Genomic DNA, 15,844 nt, shown 5'->3' on the forward strand with positions numbered 1-15,844 from the left:
TTCCTACTCCCCGGGAGCGGCGAGCAGCGCCTCCAGGAGCGGCCGCAGCCGTGTCGTGCGCTCCGGGGCCACCCCCTCGGCCACCGCGCGGGGCAGCGCCTGGTCCACGCCGTGCACGACCGACAGATGGCGCTCCGCCCGGCCGAAGGCCGTGTACACCCAGGGCCGGCTCAGACCCCCGGCCGCGTCCCCGGGCAGCACCGCGACCACCGCGGGCCACCGCGTCCCGGCCGCCTGGTGCGCGGTGAGGGCCCAGCCGTGCCGCAGCGCCGACTCCACCCGCTCCTTCGGTACGAGGACCTCGTCGTCCCCGCACCGCAGCCGCAGGCCCTCGGCGTCGGCCGAGAGGACCGTGCCGGTGACCGTCCGGCCGGGCGCGGGCGCGTACGCCACCCGGTCCCCGGGGTCGTAGCCGCCGAACCGGCCGGGCCCGGGATTGAGCCGCTGCTTGAGGGCCGCGTTCAGCGCGCGCGTGCCGGCCGAGCCGCCGTGGCCGACCGTGACGACCTGCGTCCGCTCCGGCGGCACCCCGAACGCCCGGGGCACCGAGTCGGCCACCAGCTGGACCGTACGGTGCACGGCCTCGCCCGCGTCCCGCACCGGGACGATCACGATCTCCTTGCCGGGCGCCTCGACCTGGTTCAGCTCGCCGGCGCCGACGCCCGACACCAGCTCGCCGAGCGGCCCCGGGTCGGGGACGCGCGAGGCGATCCGGGGGCACACCCGGGCCGCGAGCGCGTCGGCGAAGGCCCGGCCCGCGCCCGGCGCCCCGAGGACCTCCGGGTCGCCGCTCAGGACCAGGCGGCAGCCGTCCGGCAGCGACTCCACGAGCGTCGCGGCCGTCTCCACGTCCAGCTGCGGCGCGTCGAGCACCACCAGGAGGTCGAGGGCGAAGGCGCCGTCCTCGTCCCGGCCCGGTCCGGCCGCCCCGGACAGCAGGGCGGCGACCGTCACGGCCTCCGTCCCCGCGGCGCCGAGCGCGCGCCGCCCGTCGTCGGAGTGGACCGCGACCAGGGCGCGCAGGCCCCGCTCACGGGCCGCCGCCGCGAGCGCCACCGGCTCGGCGCGGGCTGCCTCGCCACCGGTGTGCAGCACGAGGCCGTGCGCACCGGCGGCGCGTTCGAGCTCGGAGCCCTCCCAGGTGTCGGCCGTGACCGTCCTGACGAGGCGGGCGAGGCCCTCCGCGAGGCTCTCCTCCGCGAGCGCGTACCGGTCGAGGCCGAGCAGCGCGGGCGGCTCCTCGCCGCTCTCGCCCGCCGCCCCGTCCGTCGGCCGGTCCGCGTCCGCGTCCTCGTTCTCGTCGGACTCCTCCGCCGGCTCCTCCCGCTCCTCCCGGAAGAGGTGGACCGCCCCCTCGGAGACCGCCGTGTCGACGGCTTCGTCGGGGTCGGGCACGGAGTGCGCGGCGAGCCCGGCGCGCACCGCGTCCAGCTCCAGGGCGGTGTGTCCCTGGAGCGCGGCCCGCTCCAGGAGCCACACCGTGAGGGCGACCGTCCGGCGCGGGTCGCCGGGGCCGCAGTCGGGGCCGAGCAGCGCCCGCGCGAAGCCGTCGGCCTGCTCCGGCCGCACCCCCGCCACCGCGAGGAGCTGCCAGGGGTCGTCGGACAGCGCCGCCGCCGCGCCCTCGCCGAACACGGCGGCCACCGGCCCGGCCAGCGCCTCCGGGGCGCCGCCCTTCGCCAGGACCTCGCGGACGGCGGCCGTGGTGGCGGGCGCCGGGGCCGTCGCCCGGTCCGGTGCGGGGGGCCGGGGGGCGGCCACCGGGGCCGGTTCGGGGACGGCGGGCCGGGGCGCCGGCTCGGCCGCCTCGTAGAAGGCACTGCCCCTGGCCGCGCCGCCCTCCACGGCCCGGACCGCCGCGAGGAGGTCCGCGGCGGTGCCGCTCAGCTTGGCCCCGGCCTCGACCGGACCGTCCTTCCCGGCCTTCCGCGCCTCGATCCTCGCCCGCAGCTCCCGCTGCGCGGCCAGCTCGGCCTGCGCCTCGCTCGGCCCGGGCGCGTCGGCGTCCCCAGCGACCTCGGCCGGCTTCTCGGTCTCCTCGGCCGGCTTCCCGGCCCCCTCGGCGGCGTCGGCCGCCCCGGTCTCCTCCCGTACGTCCTCGGTGGGCTCCACGTCCTCGGGTGCCTCGGGCGCGGTCTCCCCGGAAGGCTCGGTCACAAGGTGCTCCAGTCGTGATCCGGATAGCGGTGCACGGGCGCCGACACGTCGTCCAGCGCCCGACAGATCTCGTCAGGAAGACTAAGGGTCTCCACCGACAACGCGGCCGCGAGCTGGCGCGCCGTGCGCGCGCCGACGATCGGGGCGGTCACCCCGGGCCGGTCGCGGACCCAGGCGAGCGCCACGTGGAGCGGGGTCGTCGCGAGGCCGTCGGCCGCCGTCGTCACCGCGTCCACGATCCGGCTCGCCGCCTCGTCCAGGTACGGCTCCACGAACGGCGCCATCCGCTCCGACGCGCCCCGCGAGTCCGACGGCGTCCCGCTCCGGTACTTGCCCGTCAGGACGCCGCGCCCCAGCGGCGAGGAGGGCAGCAGGCCCATCCCGAGGTCCATGGCGGCCGGCAGCACCTCGCGCTCCACGCCCCGCTGGAGCAGCGAGTACTCCAGCTGCGCGCCCGCGAGCCGGGTCCGGTCCCCGGCGAGCTGCCAGGTGCCCGCCTTGGCGAGCTGCCAGCCGCAGAAGTTCGCCACGCCCGCGTACCGGGCCCGCCCGCTGCGCACGGCGATGTCGAGCGCCTGGAGGGACTCCTCCAGCGGCGTGTGGGGGTCGAAGGCGTGCAGCTGCCACAGGTCCACGTGGTCCGTGCCGAGCCGGGCGAGGGAGGCGTCGAGCGCGGCGAGCAGGTGTCCGCGCGAGCCGTCCGTGCGCCGGTCGGGATCGGGAACGCTGCCCGCCTTGGTCGACAGGACGAGGTCCTGCCGGGGCACGAGCCGCTCCATGAGGCGGCCGAGCAGGTACTCCGCCTCGCCCCCGCCGTACACGTCGGCGGTGTCCACGAGCGTGCCGCCGGCGTCCCAGAACGCCTTCAGCTGCTCGGCGGCGTCGTGCTCGTCGGTGTCCCGGCCCCAGGTGAGGGTGCCGAGTCCGACGCGCGACACACGCAGGCCCGTACGTCCGAGATGCCTCTGCTCCATGGGCGCGAGATTACTGGCCGGGGCACCACGCGGAGGGAGCCTGTGGACAACCGCGTCCTGTCGGAGGCGCCGACCGCGCGCTAGAGTCCGGCCCACAGGGACGTTACCGATGGGTAAGGGGTGTGTGGCATGCGGCTCGGCATCAACCTCGGCTACTGGGGCGCGGGCATGGACGGCGACAACCTCGCCGTCGCGCAGGAGGCGGACCGCCTCGGGTACGACGTCTGCTGGGCCGCCGAGGCCTACGGCTCCGACGCGCCCACCGTCCTCGCCTGGGTCGCGGCGAAGACCGAGCGGATCGACGTCGGCTCCGCGATCATGCAGATCCCGGCCCGGCAGCCCGCCATGACGGCGATGACCGCCGCCACCCTCGACTCGCTCAGCGGCGGCCGCTTCCGCCTCGGCCTCGGCGTCTCCGGACCCCAGGTCTCCGAGGGCTGGTACGGCGTGAAGTTCGACAAGCCGCTCGCCCGGACCCGCGAGTACGTCGAGATCGTCCGCAAGGCCATGACCCGCGAGCGGCTCGGCTACGAGGGCGAGCACTGGACCCTCCCGCTCCCGGACGGCCCCGGCAAGCCCCTCAAGCTCACCGTGCACCCGCAGCGCGAGCACATCCCGCTCTACATCGCCGCGATCGGCCCCAAGAACCTGGAGCAGACCGGCGAGATCGCCGACGGCGCCCTGCTGATCTTCCCCTCCGCCGACCACCTGGAGGACACGGCCCTGCGGCACATCCGCGCGGGCCGCGAGAAGGCCGGCCTGACCATGGACGGCTTCGACGTCTGTCCCACCGTGCCGCTCGCCCTCGGCGACGACGTCGACGCGCTCGCCGACGTGTTCCGCCCGTACACCGCCCTGTACGTCGGCGGCATGGGCAGCCGCAAGCAGAACTTCTACAACCAGCTCGCGCGGCGCATGGGCTACGAGAAGGAGGCCGCCGAGGTCCAGGACAAGTACCTGGCCGGCGACAAGACGGGCGCCGCGGCCGCCGTGCCGCACTCGCTGATCGACCGGACCACCCTGCTCGGCTCCGTCGAGCGGATCGCGGACCGGATGGCGGCCTACGCCGCGGCCGGGGTCACCACCCTCACCGTCGCTCCGGCCGGCTTCACCCTGGACGAGCGGGTGGCGGCCCTGCGGGCGGGCGTCGAGGCGATGGAGCGCGCGGGACTCGCGTGACGCGCCGGCGGCTCCCTGCGGGACGTCCCGCACGGAGCCGCCGGAGAGGTCTGCGGCCGTGGTGGGGGCTCGGGGGTCTTCCCCGCCACGGCCGTCACGCAGCACAACGGCTCCGGCGTGCCCCTGGTTACGCCTCCGGGGCTCACTCTTTCGGCCGATCCGTTCCCGCCCCCGTGTTGCCCGCCGTCCCGGACCGGACTTGACTCGTTCTCCCCGGACGTGGTTCTCCCCGGACGTACCGGAGTGCGAACGTCCGCACGGAGGTGGCGGCGATGCTCACGGCCAAGGGCCTGTTCCAGGAAATCATCGACGACGACGAGTCCTTCCGGCTCTTCTGCTCGATCGCGGCGAGCGGCGAGACCCAGGGCGGCTGGGAGAACGGCCGGATCGCGGCCCTCGTCGCCCCCGGGATGCTCGAACTCGCGCCCAAGATCGTCCGGCACGGCGCCGACGAGGACAAGCACGGCCGGATCTTCAACGCGTTGATGAAGAAGCGCGGCCTCGAACCCGTCCCGGTGCCCCCCGACACCGACTACACGATGCTCCTCGAACAGCGCGGCATCGGCCTCGCGCACGACAAGCTCCGCCGCGACGAGCCGCTGACCGAGCGGGACATCATCGTCTACCTCGCGCACAGTCGGGTCACCGAGCAGCGGGCCGCCGACCAGATGGACATGCTCGTCACGTACTTCGGCGACCACCCCGAACTGGGCAGGGCCATCCACATGATCGACAACGACGAGGCGAACCACCTCGCCTACTGCCACGAGGAACTGCTCCGGCTCGCCGGCCAGGGCCACGGGCGGCTGATCCAGCGGACCCTGCGCGAGTCCGCCCTCGTCGAGATCCAGGTCTACCGCGACGTCAGCCTCGCCGTGATGCGCCACATGGGCCGCATCCTGAAGTGGCCGAAGCCCAAGGCCCTCGCCCTCGCCGCCGGCATCCACGGCATGTACGCGTACGAGCGCCTCGCCGGGTGGCACAAGATGATCGACCTCAGGACGCCCGAGCGGCTCGACGCCCTCGGGGGCCCCGCGACCCCCGCCCCCGCCTTCTGAGCCGGATTCCCGCACACCGCGGCGGGAACGCCCCTACATCCAGCCGCGCCGCTTGAACATCCGGTACAGGGTGATGACGATGCCCGTCATCACCAGGATCACCGCCGGGTACCCCATGCTCCAGCGCAGCTCCGGCATGTGCTCGAAGTTCATGCCGTAGATCCCCGCGACCATGGTGGGGACCGCGGCCATGGCGGCCCACGCCGAGATCTTCCGCATGTCGTCGTTCTGCCGCACCCCCATCTGCGCCAGATGGGCCGACAGCACGTCGGACAGGAGCCGGTCCAGGCCCTCCACCTGCTCGTTGGAGCGCATCAGGTGGTCGTTGACGTCCCGGAAGAACGGCTGGGAGTGCTCGTTCACGAACGGCACCGCCCCCGCCGTGAGGCGGGCCATCGGACCGGCCAGCGGACCGCTGGCCCGCCGGAACTCCAGGACCTGACGCTTCGCCGTGTAGATCCGCGCCGCCGTGTTGGAGGCCGCGTCCCCGGTGGGCGCGAAGACGTCCGCCTCCAGCTCCTCCAGGTCTACCTGGAGCTCGCCCGCGATCTCCAGGTAGTGGTCCACGATCGCGTCGCTCACCGCGTACAGGACCGCCGTCGGCCCGTGCTTCAGGACCTCCGGGTCGGCCTCCAGGCGCCGGCGCACCTCCGCCAGCGGGGCCCCCTCGCCGTGCCGGACCGTGACCACGAACGAGTCGCCCACGAACACCATCAGCTCGCCCGAGGAGACCCGGTCGCTCTCCGGCTCGTACACGACCGGCTTGAGCACCATGAAGAGCGAGTCGTCGTAGACCTCCAGCTTGGGCCGCTGGTGGGCCTTCAGGGCGTCCTCGACGGCCAGCGGGTGCAGCGCGAACTCCGAGGTGACGTGGTCGAACTCCTCCTCCGTGGGCTCGTGCAGACCCACCCACAGGAACGCGTCGTCGCCCGTCGACCGCGCCTCCTCCAGGGCGTCGGAGAGGTCGGCGGGGCCGTCCGTGCGGCGCCCGTCCCGGTAGATGGCAGAGTCCACGATCACGGGGCGCATTCTCCCCCCGAACGGCTCGGCCATGCACGCGTACGGCCCGCGCGGGCCCCGGGCCGCTGCGCACGCGCGCGTGACCGCCGCGCGTCGCCCCCGCGCGCGTGCGACCGCCGCCGGAGGAGGCCTGCCCGCGCCGGACACCGCCTAGGCTGGCCGGCATGGCCACGCTGATCCTCGTCCGGCACGGACGCTCCACCGCCAACACCTCTGGGATCCTCGCCGGGCGCACGCCCGGGATCGCGCTCGACGAGCGCGGGGCCGCGCAGGCCGCCGCCCTCCCCGGGCGCCTCGCGGACGTCCCGCTCGCCGCCGCCGTCTCCAGCCCCCTCCAGCGCTGCCGGGAGACGCTGCGGCCCCTCCTCGACGCCCGCCCGGACCTCCCCCTCCACGTCGAGGACCGGATCAACGAGTGCGACTACGGCGACTGGTCGGGCCGCAAGCTCGCCGAGCTCAACGACGAGCCCCTGATGCAGGTCGTCCAGGCGCACGCCTCCGCCGCCGCCTTCCCCGGCGGCGAGTCCATGCGCGCCATGCAGAACCGCGCCGTCGAGGCCGTACGGGACTGGAACGCGCGGATCGAGGCCGAGCACGGCGAGGACGCCTGCTACCTCATGTGCTCGCACGGCGACATCGTCAAGTCGCTCGTGGCCGACGCCCTCGGCCTCCACCTCGACCTCTTCCAGCGCGTCCACGTCGACCCCTGCTCGGTCACCGTCATCCGCTACACGCGCCTGCGCCCCTTCCTCCTCCGGCTCGGCGACACGGGGGACTTCGCCGGATTCGCCCCCCGTGAGCACCCCGGCGGCAGCGGGACGGCCGAGGTCGGTGGCGGTGCGGGCGCACCGTGATCCCTTCGCGCAGTAGGGTGGACGCGCCGTTGTAGTACGACCGTCGAGACTCAAGGGAGCCGGGAACGTGTCCCGTCAGGTGTTCCTCTACGACCCACCGGAGCGTTTCGTGGCCGGCACGGTCGGGCTGCCTGGCCGCCGTACGTTCTTCCTCCAGGCGTCCGCCGGCGGCCGGGTCACCAGCGTCGCCCTGGAGAAGATGCAGGTCGCCGCCCTCGCCGAGCGCATCGACGAACTCCTCGACGAGGTCGTGCGGCGCACCGGCGGCAACGCGCCCGTGCCCGCCGTCGCCCCCTCCGAGACCGCGGACACCGCGCCCCTCGACGTGCCCGTCGAGGAGGAGTTCCGGGTCGGCACCATGGCGCTCGCCTGGGACGGCGAGGAACAGCGCATGATCGTCGAGGCGCAGGCCCTCGTGGAGCTCGACGCGGACTCCGAGGAGGACCTCGCCGAGGCCGAGGAGCGACTGCTCCAGGACGAGGAGAACGGCCCGCCGATGCTCCGGGTCCGCCTCAGCGGCGCCCAGGCCCGGGCCTTCGCCAAGCGGGCCCTGGACGTGGTCAACGCCGGCCGCCCGCCGTGCCCGCTGTGCAGCCTGCCGCTCGACCCCGAGGGGCACGTCTGCCCCCGCCAGAACGGATACCGCCGCGGAGCATGAGCAGCAGCCCCCAGACCCTGCCGGGCGCGGAACTGCTCGCCCGCGGTGAGCTGACCGTACGCGGACGGATCCGCGAGGCCTCCAACGCCGTGCTGTACTGCTCCGTCGCGTACGACGGCCGGGAGGCGGCCTGCGTCTACAAGCCGGTCGCGGGGGAGCGGCCGCTGTGGGACTTCCCCGACGGCAACCTCGCCCGGCGCGAGGTCGCCGCGTACGAGGTCTCCGAGGCCACCGGCTGGGGCCTCGTCCCGCCGACGGTGCTGCGCGACGGCCCGTACGGGGAGGGCATGGTCCAGCTGTGGATCGAGGCCGACCCCGGGGCGCGGCTCCTGGCCCTCACCGAGGACGAGGAGCCGGGGGAGGGCTGGAAGGCCGTCGGGGAGGCCGAGGTCGGCGAGGGCCGCACCGCCCTCCTCGTCCACGCGGACACCCCCGGGCTGCGGCGGCTCGCCGTCCTGGACGCCGTCATCAACAACGGCGACCGCAAGGGCGGCCACCTGCTGCCGGCCCCCGGCGGACACCTGTACGGCATCGACCACGGGGTCACCTTCCACGTCGAGGACAAGCTGCGCACCCTGCTGTGGGGATGGGCGGGCGAGGCGCTGCCCGCCGAGGCGGTCGAGGTCCTCGACGGTCTCGACCGGGCCCTGACGCCCGGGGCGCCGCTCGCCACCCGACTGGCCGAACTGCTCACCGGCGCCGAGGTGGCGGCGGTACGCGCCCGCGTGGCGGCCCTGCGGGCGGGCGGACACCACCCGGAGCCCTCGGGCCGGTGGCCCGCCCTTCCCTGGCCGCCTGTCTGAGAACCGCTGTCCCCGGACCCGCTTCCCGCACCTCGGGACTCCGGTGTCCCAGAGGTTCGACCGAAAAGTTCCGGCCAAGCTGCACTCCGGGAAAAGGCGCTCTCCGAGGGGGCGCACGAGTGCATTCGCCCCGCAAGACCGCCTAATCGGTCAAGATCCCGGATCCGGTTCGTATCCGGAACAGCTGTCCGGTTACGCTCGGGTCATGCATGCCTGGCCCGCTTCTGAGGTCCCCGCCCTTCCCGGCAAGGGCCGCGACCTCCGGATCCACGACACCGCGACCGGCGGACGAGTCACCCTCGCCCCCGGCCCCGTCGCCCGCATCTACGTCTGCGGCATCACCCCGTACGACGCGACCCACATGGGTCACGCGGCGACCTACAACGCGTTCGACCTCGTTCAGCGCGTGTGGCTCGACACCAAGCGGCAGGTTCACTACGTCCAGAACGTGACGGACGTGGACGACCCCCTCCTGGAGCGCGCGATCCGCGACGGCGTCGACTGGGTCGGCCTCGCCGAGCGCGAGACCGCCCTCTTCCGCGAGGACATGACCGCCCTGCGGATGCTGCCTCCGCAGCACTACATCGGCGCGGTCGAGGCCATACCGGGCATCGTCCCGCTCGTCGAGCGCCTGCGGGACTCCGGCGCCGCCTACGAGCTCGACGGCGACGTCTACTTCTCCGTCGACGCCGACCCGCACTTCGGCCAGGTCTCGAACTACGACACCGAGCTGATGCGCCACCTCTCGGCCGAGCGCGGCGGCGACCCCGAGCGCCCCGGCAAGAAGAACCCGCTCGACCCGATGCTCTGGATGGCCGCCCGCGAGGGCGAGCCCAGCTGGGACGGCGGCAGCCTCGGCGCCGGTCGCCCCGGCTGGCACATCGAGTGCGTCGCCATCGCCCTCGACCACCTCGGCATGGGCTTCGACGTGCAGGGCGGCGGCTCCGACCTGATCTTCCCGCACCACGAGATGGGCGCCTCGCACGCCCAGACCCTCACCGGCGAGTTCCCCATGGCCAAGGCGTACGTCCACGCCGGCATGGTCGCCCTCGACGGCGAGAAGATGTCCAAGTCCAGGGGCAACCTGGTCTTCGTCTCGAAGCTGCGCCGCGACGGCGTCGACCCGGCCGCCGTCCGGCTCGCGCTCCTCTCCCACCACTACCGCGCCGACTGGGAGTGGACCGACCGGGTCCTCCAGGACGCCGTGGAGCGCCTCGGACACTGGCGCGCCGCCGTCTCCCGCCCCGACGGGCCGTCCGCCGACGCCCTCGTCGAGGAGGTCCGCGAGGCCCTCGCCGACGACCTCGACGCACCGGCCGCGCTCGCCGCGGTCGACCGCTGGGCCGCGCTCCAGGAGGCCGAGGGGGGCACCGACGACTCCGCCCCCGGACTCGTCTCCCGCACCGTCGACGCGCTCCTGGGCGTCGCCCTGTAGGACACCGGAGCAGTTCCGCACGGCACACACGACACGAGGGAGGGGCGCCCGGTTCCGGGCGCCCCTCCCTCACTGCTCGTCACTTGCCGGAGTCGTCTCCCGGACCCTCGCCGTCCTTCGGCCCTCCGCCGTCCGGACCATTGCCGTCCGCACCCTCGCCGGGCGGGTTCTCGCCCGTGGCGCCCCCGTCCGGAACGGACCCGTCGTCCGGCGCGTCCGCATCCGTGACCGACTCCGCATCCGTGACCGACTCCGCCCCCGGGACCGACTCCGGTCCCGGCTGTTCCGGCTTCGGCGGGCGGGTGCGGCCGCTGCCGGGGTCCCGCAGGAACGGGGAGTCCCCGCCCTCCGTCGCGACCCCGGGACCGGGCCCCGCGCCCGGCTCGCGCCGCCGCAGGTACCGCTCGAACTCGCGGGCGATCGCCTCGCCGGACGCCTCGGGAAGCTCCGCGGTGTCCCGCGCCTCCTCCAGGGTCTGCACGTACTCGGCGACCTCGCTGTCCTCGGCCGCCAGCTGGTCCACGCCCACCTGCCAGGCCCGCGCGTCCTCGGGCAGCTCGCCCAGCGGGATGCGCAGCCCGATCAGGTCCTCCAGGCGGTTGAGCAGCGCCAGCGTCGCCTTCGGGTTCGGCGGCTGCGACACGTAGTGCGGCACCGCCGCCCACAGGCTCACGGCCGGCACGCCCGCGTGCGTGCACGCCTCCTGGAGGATGCCCACGATGCCCGTCGGGCCCTCGTACCGGGTCTCCTCCAGGTCCATCGTGCGCGCCAGGTCGGGATCGGAGGTCACTCCGCTGACCGGCACCGGCCGGGTGTGCGGGGTGTCGCCGAGCAGCGCGCCCAGGATCACCACCATCTCCACGCCCAGCTCGTGCGCGAAGGCGAGCAGCTCGTTGCAGAAGGAGCGCCAGCGCATCGAGGGCTCGATCCCGCGCACCAGCACCAGGTCACGGGGCTTGTCGCCGCCCACCCGGACCACGGAGAGCCTGGTCGTCGGCCAGGTGATCTTCCGTACGCCGTTGTCCAGGAAGACCGTGGGCCGGTTCACCTGGAAGTCGTAGTAGTCCTCGGCGTCGAGCGCCGCGAACACCTCGCCCTTCCACTCCCGGTCCAGATGGGCGACCGCGGTGGAGGCGGCGTCCCCGGCGTCGTTCCAGCCTTCGAACGCGGCCACCATGACCGGGTCGATCAGCTCGGGCACCCCCTCGAGCTCGATCACCCAGCGCCTCCTTCTCGAAGTTCCTGTCGTACGGACCAACCTTACGGCTTTCCTGCGGTCCGTCCGCAGCCCCCGGACATCCCCGAAAACCCGTGCGGCCTTGATCGACTACCCAGGAACTCACCTCCGCACACGGCGGTGTCACTCCTCCCAGAGCGTGCTGGGCGCCTCCCTCCGGACCACCGGCGCGATCTCCTCGGCGAAGCGCTGGAGCGTCTCGGCCTGTTCGGCCGTCGACTGCCCGAAGGCGTCGACCGTGACGGACTGGAGGTCGTGCCCGTAGTGCTCGTGGTAGCCGAGGATCTTGTCGATGATCTGCTGCGGCGAGCCGATCAGCTGGGGCCCGTCCGCCACGGCGTCCTCGATCGTGCGGAACGGGGTGTTGTAGCCGGCCTTCCCCTCCAGGTGCGGCCGGAAGCTCTGCCGGATCCTCGCCTCGTACAGGTCCTTGTAGCGGGTGACCGCCCGCTCGGCGGTGTCGGCGATCAGCAGACCGCCGGAACCGGCCGCCACGCGCGCGTGGGCCGGGTCGTGCCCGTACTCCTCGAACTTCTCGCGGTAGTGGGCGATGAGCCGCGCGTACGCCTCGCGGGGCTGGATCGCGTTGGCGGTGAAGAGCGGGTCGCCGTGCTTCGCCGCGAGCTCGGGGGAGTTGAGGCTGGTGGCCGAGCCGTGCCAGATCCGGGGCGGACCGGCGTACGGGCGAGGCACCGTGGTCACGCCCTTCAGGGCGGGCCGGAACTCGCCCTCCCAGTCGACGCCCTCCTCCGTCCAGAGCCGGCGGAGCAGCTCGTACTTCTCCCTCTGGAGGTCCCACTGCCGCTCCTCGTCCAGGCCGAAGAGGTCGAAGTGGCCGGCCTCCGCGCCCTTGCCGACGACGAGTTCGATCCGGCCCCGGGAGAGCTGGTCGAGGGTGGCGTAGTCCTCGGCGACCCGGACCGGGTCCAGGATCGCGACCACGGTCACGCCGGTGAGGAGCCGGATCCGGGTGGTGCGGGCGGCGAGCGCGGCGAGCAGCACGGTCGGGGCCGAGGAGAGGAACGGGCCCGCGTGCCGTTCACCGACCGCGTACGCGTCGAAGCCCAGCCGTTCGGCGGTCTCGCCGAGCGCGACGACCTGCTCCAGGCGGTCCGCGGCGGACAGCAGTTCGCCGGTGAGCGGGTGCGGGGAGTGGTGGACGATCGTGAGCACTTGAAACTTCATGCTTCAACTCTGCGCGCGGAGTGTTGCGGGCGTGTGGACGGTGCGTGGCACGCCGAAGGGGCGGCCCCCCGAAGGAGAACCGCCCCCGCTTCCGGGCCGGTTACCCGCCCAGCATCGACTCGACCCCGGCGCGGACCTCGTCCGTCGCCAGACCGCGGATGGTCAGCGTCGTGCGGCGGCGCAGCACGTCGTCGGCCGTCTCGGCCCACTCGTGGTCGCGGGCGTAGGCGACCTGCGCCCAGATCTCCGGCGCGTCCGGGTGGATGCGGCGGGCGAGCTCCGGGTTCTCGTTCGCCATGCGGGCGATCTCGAAGGAGAGCGAGCCGTAGTGCGTCGCCAGGTGCCTGGCGGTGTCGGCGGCCATGCGCGGGCCGGGGGCCGGGCCGTCGACGAGCAGCCGGTGGGCGACCGCGTTCGGGTTGGCTATGCCGGGCAGCGGCAGCCGCTTCGGCAGCGCGGACACCGGCACGGCCCCCTCGGCGTACTCGCCGAGCGGGTGGCCCGGGAGCCGCTCCAGCTTCTTCATGACCGTGCGGCCGATGTGGCGGAAGGTCGTCCACTTGCCGCCGGCCACCGACAGCATCCCGCCGCGGCCCTCGGTCACGACCGTCTCGCGCTTGGCCTTGGAGGTGTCGCCGGGGCCGCCGGGGAGCACCCGCAGACCGGCGAAGGCGTACGTGACGAGGTCGCGCGACAGCTGCTGGTCGCGGATGGAGAAGGCGGCCTCGTCCAGGATCTGGGCGGTGTCCTTCTCGGTGACCTCGACCTGGCCGGGGTCGCCCTCGTACTCCTCGTCGGTGGTGCCGAGCAGCAGCATGTCCTCCCAGGGGAGGGCGAAGGTGATGCGGTACTTGTCGATCGGGGTGGCGAGCGCGGCCTTCCACGGCGAGGTCCGCTTCAGGACCAGGTGCGCGCCCTTGGAGAGGCGGATGGAGGGGGCCGCGTTCGGGTCCTCCATCCTGCGCAGGTGGTCGACCCACGGGCCGGTCGCGTTGAGGACCAGACGGGCGTTCACGCCGAACTCGTCGCCGCTGGTGCGGTCCTTCAGCTCGGCGCCGGTGACCCGGCCGCGGGTGAAGCGCAGACCGGTGACCTCGGCGTGGTTGAGGACGGTGGCGCCGGCGTCGACCGCGGCGCGGACCGTCATCAGCGCCATCCGGGCGTCGTTCATCTGGTCGTCGCCGTAGACGGCGACGGCCTTCAGGTTGTCGGTCCGCAGCTCCGGCACGTCCTGCGCGGCCCTGGCGGGGGAGAGCAGGTGGCCGACGCCGTCGCCGAACGCCGAGAGCGCGGAGTACGCGAAGACGCCGGCGCCCAGCTTGGCCGCGCCGTGCGGGCCGCCCTTGTAGACGGGCAGGTAGAAGGTGAGGGGGTTGGCGAGGTGCGGGGCCACCTGGCGGGAGACCGCGCGCCGCTCGAAGTGGTTCTCCGCCACCAGCTTCACCGCACCGGTCTGCAGGTAGCGCAGGCCGCCGTGGAGCAGCTTCGAGGAGGCGGAGGAGGTGGCGCCGGCGAAGTCGCCGGCGTCCACCAGGGCCACCCGCAGGCCCGACTGCGCGGCGTGCCAGGCGGTGGAGATGCCCAGGATGCCGCCGCCGATCACCAAGAGGTCGTACGTCGCCTTGGAGAGCTGTTCCCGGGTCTCGGCGCGGCTCGGCAGGGAACCGGCGGCCGGGCGCGTCCCCAGGGCGGGGACGCTCTGCAGGGTGGTCATGTCGCTCACTCCTCTTACTGCTCGCTCTTACTGCTCGTCGGATTCGTCTTCGAGCCAGCCCATGGAACGCTCGACGGCCTTCAGCCAGCTCTTGTACTCGCGGTCGCGCTTGTCGGCGTCCATGCGGGGGGTCCATTCGGCGGCCCGCCGCCAGTTGGCGCGCAGCGCGTCGGTGTCCGGCCAGAAGCCGACGGCCAGGCCGGCGGCGTAGGCGGCGCCGAGGCAGGTGGTCTCGGCCACCATGGGGCGCACGACGGGCGCGTCCACGAAGTCCGAGAGGGTCTGCATCAGCAGGTTGTTGGAGGTCATGCCGCCGTCGACCTTGAGCGCGGCCAGCTCGACGCCGGAGTCCTTCGTCATGGCGTCGGCGATCTCGCGGGTCTGCCAGGCGGTGGCCTCCAGGACGGCGCGGGCGATGTGCGCCTTGGTGACGTACCGGGTGAGGCCGGCGATGACGCCGCGCGCGTCGGAGCGCCAGTACGGGGCGAACAGGCCGGAGAAGGCCGGGACGAAGTAGGCGCCGCCGTTGTCCTCGACCGAGGACGCGAGGGTCTCGATCTCGGCGGCGGACTTGATCAGGCCCATCTGGTCGCGCATCCACTGCACCAGGGAGCCGGTGACGGCGATCGAGCCCTCCAGGGCGTAGACCGGCTTCTCGTCGCCGATCCGGTAGCCGACCGTGGTCAGCAGGCCGCTGTAGGAGTTGATCACCTTGTCGCCGGTGTTCATCAGCATGAAGGTGCCGGTGCCGTACGTGGACTTGGCCTCGCCCTCGGCGAAACACGTCTGGCCGAACAGGGCGGCCTGCTGGTCGCCGAGCGCGGAGGCGACCGGGACGCCGTCCAGGACGCCGCCCTTGACCGTGCCGTACACCTCGGCGGAGGAGCGGATCTCCGGCAGCACGGCGACCGGGACCTCCATGGACTGCAGGATGCGCTCGTCCCACGCCATCTCGTGGAGGTTCATCAGCATGGTGCGGGAGGCGTTGGTGACGTCGGTGACGTGCACGCCGCCGTCGACGCCGCCGGTCAGGTTCCAGATGACCCAGGAGTCCATGGTGCCGAAGAGGATGTCGCCGCGCTCGGCGCGCTCGCGCAGGCCCTCGACGTTGTCGAGCAGCCAGCGGACCTTGGGGCCGGAGAAGTACGAGGCGAGGGGGAGGCCGGTCTCGCGGCGGAAGCGGTCCTGGCCGACGTTGCGGCCGAGCTCCCGGCAGAGGGCGTCGGTGCGGGTGTCCTGCCAGACGAGGGCGTTGTGGACGGGCTCGCCGGTGTGCTTGTCCCACAGCAGCGTGGTCTCGCGCTGGTTGGTGATGCCGATGGCCTTGACGTCGGCGGCGGTGATCTCCGCCTTTTCCAGGGCGCCGGCGACGACCTCCTGGACGTTGGTCCAGATCTCGGCGGCGTCGTGCTCCACCCAGCCCGGCTTCGGGAAGATCTGCTCGTGCTCCTTCTGGTCGACGGAGACGATCCGGCCGTCCTTGTCGAAGACGATGCAGCGGGAGGAGGTGGTGCCCTGGTCGATGGCGGCGATGAAGGGGCCGGAGGTGTGGGCGTCGGTCACGGTGTGC

At 73.6% G+C, this 15,844-nt stretch carries 13 protein-coding genes; 6 read left to right on the plus strand and 7 right to left on the minus strand.

The annotated features are described in order from the left end of the window. Window positions 1-3: 3 nt before the first annotated feature. Window positions 4-2,157, minus strand: coding sequence for a helix-hairpin-helix domain-containing protein (locus tag ADL08_RS01770; protein ID WP_053640213.1), 2,154 nt, complete (start codon window positions 2,155-2,157; stop codon window positions 4-6). After that, window positions 2,154-3,131 (minus strand): aldo/keto reductase, encoded by a 978-nt coding sequence (locus tag ADL08_RS01775; RefSeq protein ID WP_053640214.1) that lies wholly within the window; start codon window positions 3,129-3,131, stop codon window positions 2,154-2,156. Before ADL08_RS01775 ends, ADL08_RS01770 begins: the two co-directional genes overlap by 4 nt. Before the next feature lie 129 nt (window positions 3,132-3,260). On the opposite strand from ADL08_RS01775, the gene ADL08_RS01780 reads away from it, so the two are divergent. Both ADL08_RS01780 and ADL08_RS01785 read left to right on the plus strand, forming a co-directional pair. After that, the gene (locus tag ADL08_RS01780) at window positions 3,261-4,310 is read left to right on the plus strand and encodes an LLM class F420-dependent oxidoreductase (RefSeq protein ID WP_053640215.1); all 1,050 of its coding nucleotides are present in this window, start codon (window positions 3,261-3,263) and stop codon (window positions 4,308-4,310) included. A 272-nt stretch (window positions 4,311-4,582) separates the two neighbouring features. Continuing rightward, window positions 4,583-5,368, plus strand: coding sequence for a hypothetical protein (locus tag ADL08_RS01785; protein WP_053640216.1), 786 nt, complete (start codon window positions 4,583-4,585; stop codon window positions 5,366-5,368). 33 nt (window positions 5,369-5,401) lie between these two features. Here ADL08_RS01785 and corA read toward each other — a convergent pair whose 3' ends face one another. After that, window positions 5,402-6,397 carry a magnesium/cobalt transporter CorA gene (gene corA / locus ADL08_RS01790; protein WP_053640217.1) on the minus strand — a complete coding sequence of 332 codons (996 nt, stop codon included), beginning with the start codon at window positions 6,395-6,397 and terminating at the stop codon, window positions 5,402-5,404. 155 nt (window positions 6,398-6,552) lie between these two features. Here corA and ADL08_RS01795 point away from each other — a divergent pair, with 155 nt between their 5' ends. The 4 genes from ADL08_RS01795 (at window position 6,553) to mshC (ending at window position 10,138) form a co-directional block, all read left to right on the plus strand. Then, window positions 6,553-7,242 (plus strand): histidine phosphatase family protein, encoded by a 690-nt coding sequence (locus ADL08_RS01795; protein WP_053640218.1) that lies wholly within the window; start codon window positions 6,553-6,555, stop codon window positions 7,240-7,242. A 67-nt stretch (window positions 7,243-7,309) separates the two neighbouring features. Continuing rightward, on the plus strand, window positions 7,310-7,900 hold the full coding sequence (locus tag ADL08_RS01800; protein WP_053640219.1) for a DUF3090 domain-containing protein: 591 nt from the start codon (window positions 7,310-7,312) through the stop codon (window positions 7,898-7,900). Then, window positions 7,897-8,703, plus strand: a complete 807-nt coding sequence (locus ADL08_RS01805) for an SCO1664 family protein (RefSeq protein ID WP_053640220.1) — start codon at window positions 7,897-7,899, stop codon at window positions 8,701-8,703. Before ADL08_RS01800 ends, ADL08_RS01805 begins: the two co-directional genes overlap by 4 nt. 205 nt (window positions 8,704-8,908) lie before the next feature. Continuing rightward, window positions 8,909-10,138, plus strand: coding sequence for a cysteine--1-D-myo-inosityl 2-amino-2-deoxy-alpha-D-glucopyranoside ligase (mshC, locus tag ADL08_RS01810; protein WP_053640221.1), 1,230 nt, complete (start codon window positions 8,909-8,911; stop codon window positions 10,136-10,138). Between the two features lie 79 nt (window positions 10,139-10,217). On the opposite strand, the gene ADL08_RS01815 is transcribed toward mshC, so the two are convergent. From ADL08_RS01815 to glpK, 4 genes are all read right to left on the minus strand, one after another. Further along, entirely contained in the window at window positions 10,218-11,357 is a 1,140-nt protein-coding gene (locus ADL08_RS01815) for a PAC2 family protein (protein ID WP_078967915.1), read from the minus strand. 141 nt (window positions 11,358-11,498) lie between these two features. Continuing rightward, window positions 11,499-12,560: an LLM class flavin-dependent oxidoreductase gene (locus tag ADL08_RS01820; RefSeq protein WP_053640222.1), complete on the minus strand. Its 1,062-nt coding sequence runs from the start codon at window positions 12,558-12,560 to the stop codon at window positions 11,499-11,501. Window positions 12,561-12,660: 100 nt separating this feature from the next. Then, complete coding sequence (locus ADL08_RS01825) at window positions 12,661-14,274, minus strand: glycerol-3-phosphate dehydrogenase/oxidase (RefSeq protein ID WP_053640223.1); 1,614 nt, start codon at window positions 14,272-14,274, stop codon at window positions 12,661-12,663. A 27-nt stretch (window positions 14,275-14,301) separates the two neighbouring features. Beyond that, complete coding sequence (glpK, locus tag ADL08_RS01830; protein WP_053640267.1) at window positions 14,302-15,837, minus strand: glycerol kinase GlpK; 1,536 nt, start codon at window positions 15,835-15,837, stop codon at window positions 14,302-14,304. Between the last annotated feature and the right edge of the window lie 7 nt (window positions 15,838-15,844).

Source organism: Streptomyces sp. NRRL F-6492 (assembly GCF_001280125.1).
GTDB lineage: Bacteria > Actinomycetota > Actinomycetes > Streptomycetales > Streptomycetaceae > Streptomyces.

Bases quoted from the DNA above. Each gene is read 5' to 3' on its own strand.
- ADL08_RS01775 (WP_053640214.1), bottom strand. From the start codon at position 3,131: ATGGAGCAGAGGCATCTCGGACGTACGGGCCTGCGTGTGTCGCGCGTC.
- ADL08_RS01780 (WP_053640215.1), top strand. From the start codon at position 3,261: ATGCGGCTCGGCATCAACCTCGGCTACTGGGGCGCGGGCATGGACGGC.
- ADL08_RS01785 (WP_053640216.1), top strand. From the start codon at position 4,583: ATGCTCACGGCCAAGGGCCTGTTCCAGGAAATCATCGACGACGACGAG.
- corA (WP_053640217.1), bottom strand. From the start codon at position 6,397: ATGCGCCCCGTGATCGTGGACTCTGCCATCTACCGGGACGGGCGCCGC.
- ADL08_RS01795 (WP_053640218.1), top strand. From the start codon at position 6,553: ATGGCCACGCTGATCCTCGTCCGGCACGGACGCTCCACCGCCAACACC.
- ADL08_RS01805 (WP_053640220.1), top strand. From the start codon at position 7,897: ATGAGCAGCAGCCCCCAGACCCTGCCGGGCGCGGAACTGCTCGCCCGC.
- mshC (WP_053640221.1), top strand. From the start codon at position 8,909: ATGCATGCCTGGCCCGCTTCTGAGGTCCCCGCCCTTCCCGGCAAGGGC.
- ADL08_RS01820 (WP_053640222.1), bottom strand. From the start codon at position 12,560: ATGAAGTTTCAAGTGCTCACGATCGTCCACCACTCCCCGCACCCGCTC.
- ADL08_RS01825 (WP_053640223.1), bottom strand. From the start codon at position 14,274: ATGACCACCCTGCAGAGCGTCCCCGCCCTGGGGACGCGCCCGGCCGCC.